General features: G+C 65.9%; 2 protein-coding genes. Both read right to left on the reverse strand.

All coding sequences use genetic code 11. The features are described from left to right. Positions 1-360 (reverse strand): ABC transporter permease subunit (locus VGF12_RS02580; RefSeq protein ID WP_414709984.1); only part of this gene is annotated, 360 nt, incomplete at its 3' end. An 18-nt stretch (positions 361-378) separates the two neighbouring features. Continuing rightward, positions 379-1,308, reverse strand: a complete 930-nt coding sequence (locus tag VGF12_RS02585; RefSeq protein ID WP_070400605.1) for a branched-chain amino acid ABC transporter permease — start codon at positions 1,306-1,308, stop codon at positions 379-381. Positions 1,309-1,518: the final 210 nt, after the last annotated feature.

Here is a 1,518-nt window from a genome sequence, read left to right on the forward strand (position 1 = left end):
TATCAGGCCGGTGACACCGGCCACGATGCCGGCGACCACCATCACGATCCAGAAGTTCATGTGCAGGCCGTTGGGGAAGGTGGCGGCCAGCCAGGCGAAGGTGTCGGTGAGGTGCGGCGAGGCCAGCAGGCCGTAGAGGTAGGCCCCGACCGCGAAGAAGGCGATGAAGCCGAGGTCGAGCAGGCCGGCGTAGCCCACCACGATGTTCAGGCCCAGGGCCAGCAGCACGTAGAGCAGCGCCACGTCGACGATGCGCACCCAGGAGTTGCTGCCGGTGGCCTGCAGCGCGAGGGGCAGGATCAGCATCAGCGCCGCGATCACCAGGAAGGCGATCAGCTTGACGGGTTTGGCGTTCAGCATGAGGTCTCTCCCGTCACGTCAGGCGCGGTCCGCCACGCGCTCGCCCAGCAGGCCCGAGGGTCGCAGGATCAGCACGAAGGCCAGCACGATGAAAGCGAAGATGTCGGTGTACTGGCTGCCCAGGAAACCGCCGGTGAGCTTGCCGAGGTAGCCGGCGCCCAGCGACTCGATCAGGCCCAGGGCCACGCCGCCGAGCACGGCGCCCGCGAGGTTACCGATGCCGCCCATGACCGCGGCCACGAAGGCCTTGAGGCCGGGCATGAAGCCCATGGCGTGCTGCACCGTGCCGTAGTTGGACGCCCACATGATGCCGGCGATGGCCGCCAGCATGGCACCGATGATGAAGGTGGCGGAGATGACCACGTCGGGCTTGATGCCCATGAGCGCCGCCACGCGCGGGTTCTCGGCGGTGGCGCGCATGGCGCGGCCGAGGTTGGTGCGGTTGACCAGCCACATCAGCAGCGCCAGCACGATGACCGTGGTGGCGAGGATGGTGATCTGGGTGATGGAGAGCACGGCGCCGAAGAAGTCGATCGGCTCGCGCGACAGCGTGGCGGGATAGGACTTGGGGTTGGGTTTCCAGATGATCATCGCCAGCGTCTGCAGCAGGATGGAAACCCCGATGGCGGTGATCAGCGGCGCCAGGCGCGGTGAGTTGCGCAGCGGCCGGTAGGCCAGTTTCTCGATGGTGAAGTTGAGGGCCGCGCAGACCACCATGGCGATGGCGGTGGCGATGATGAGGATCATCCAGCCGGCCATGTCGGGCGAGGCCTCGCGCATGGCGGTGATGATGGTCCAGCTGGTGAGCGCCCCCACCATGAGCACGTCGCCGTGGGCGAAGTTGATGAGGCCGATGATGCCGTACACCATCGTGTAGCCCAGGGCCACAAGCGCGTACATGCTGCCCAGCACCAGTCCGTTGAGGATCTGCTGTAGCAAGACTTCCATGAAAGGTTCTCCGTGGTTTTTGACCGCGGGGGTGCTGTTGCCGCGCCCCCCGTTTCAACCTAGCAAAAAACCCGCCAGAGGCGGCCTGGATAAGGCCGGGGGCGGGTCGGTGGTGCGCGATTGTAGCGAGGGGTATCCACGCACAGACTGGGTTGACACCCCTGAAATTCCAGGGAAAACCCGGGTCAGCCGTGACGGTATCAGTTCGTC

Origin of the sequence: Roseateles sp. (assembly GCF_036404855.1) — a bacterium.
Lineage (GTDB): Bacteria > Pseudomonadota > Gammaproteobacteria > Burkholderiales > Burkholderiaceae_C > Pelomonas.

Coding starts and splice junctions, on each gene's coding strand:
- VGF12_RS02585 (WP_070400605.1), bottom strand. CDS start 1,308: ATGGAAGTCTTGCTACAGCAGATCCTCAACGGACTGGTGCTGGGCAGC.